This window comes from Frankia sp. CcWB3 (assembly GCF_977927595.1).
The window spans coordinates 2,711-3,882 of record NZ_CDWRCK010000342.1 but is presented as its reverse complement, the minus strand read 5'-3'; the positions used below and the strand labels follow the sequence as shown (position 1 = coordinate 3,882).

At 66.9% G+C, this 1,172-nt stretch carries 1 protein-coding gene; it reads right to left on the bottom strand.

All coding sequences use genetic code 11. The features are described from left to right. The coding region (locus ACY5KJ_RS18755) for a DEAD/DEAH box helicase (protein WP_462203977.1) at positions 1 to 1,172 on the bottom strand (1,172 nt) is incomplete at both ends.

The following is a 1,172-nucleotide window of genomic DNA, read 5'->3' as shown; positions in this document are numbered from 1 at the left end:
GGCGAGGGGTGTCCCTGCTGCGCGCGACGACGAGATATTCCTGGCCACATTCACGACAGAAGGCCAGCGGCAACAGTACCTTGTCCCGCGATCCGGGCACACTCACCTGGTATTGACTGGTAATATACCGGACCATCGTCGGTTCCAGGCTGACGTGGACCGTGTCCCCCTTGGAGAGGAACTGGTGCAGGCGAAAGGCGAACAACGGTCTGCCGTGCTCCGGATGACGCACCGCCGCGCCCTCGACGAGCATGGCCTGAATGGCGCCGGCACAGGTTTCCACCGGGAGATCCGTCCGCTCGGCGAGCTTCTCGGCGGCAGCGGCCAGGGTCGTCGAGTCCTCCCGCACCAGCCGGTCTCCGGGACCGAGAGCCAGACCGAAGGTGTCCTCGACCCAGATCGCCAGCGGATCGCCCGCGAGCCGCGCAAAGGGCTGGGGCCGGCCCCCGCTCGGCGGTGGCGCGCCGGTTGGGTCGAGCGGTACCTGCTCACCGACCCGCACCGGCGGCTCGGCATCGATGACCCGGGCCCGCAACTCCACGTCACTGACCGGTCGCCACGCCGTCGCGCGTTCGAGCGTCTCACCGATGACCCGGTCGGGCCGAACCTCCGCGCCGAACAACCGACCCGCCACGACGGCGACCTCGCGGCGCATCTCCTCGAAGGACGCCTTTCTCGACATGGTGGCCGAGGTACCGCCACACTGCATGTCCGGTGCTTCGCACGCGTCCCGTACCCGTCGGGTGAGCAGTGCGACGTCAGCACCCTGACGGCCGCGGTAGGTATGTAGTTCGTCGAGGACGAGGAAACGAAGGCCGGCGGCTGCCCCGATCAGAGCCTGGCGCTCGTGCGGCCGGGTGAGGATATACTCGAGCATCACGTAGTTCGTCAGCAGTATGTCAGGGCGCCGATCCAGGATCCGCTGCCGGGACTCGGCCGATTCCTGCCCGGTGTACCGGTCGAAGGTGACCGACCGGCCATCCACGGGTATTCCCCATTCGGGATACTTCTGCAACTCGTGGAGCTGGCTGTTCGCCAGCGCGTTCATGGGGTAGACCACGATCGCCGAGATGTGGTTCGGGCGGGGGTCACGGAGGACGGAATCCACGACCGGAACGATGTAGGAAAGGCTTTTACCGGATCCCGTGCCGGTGGTGAGCACATAGGAGTCG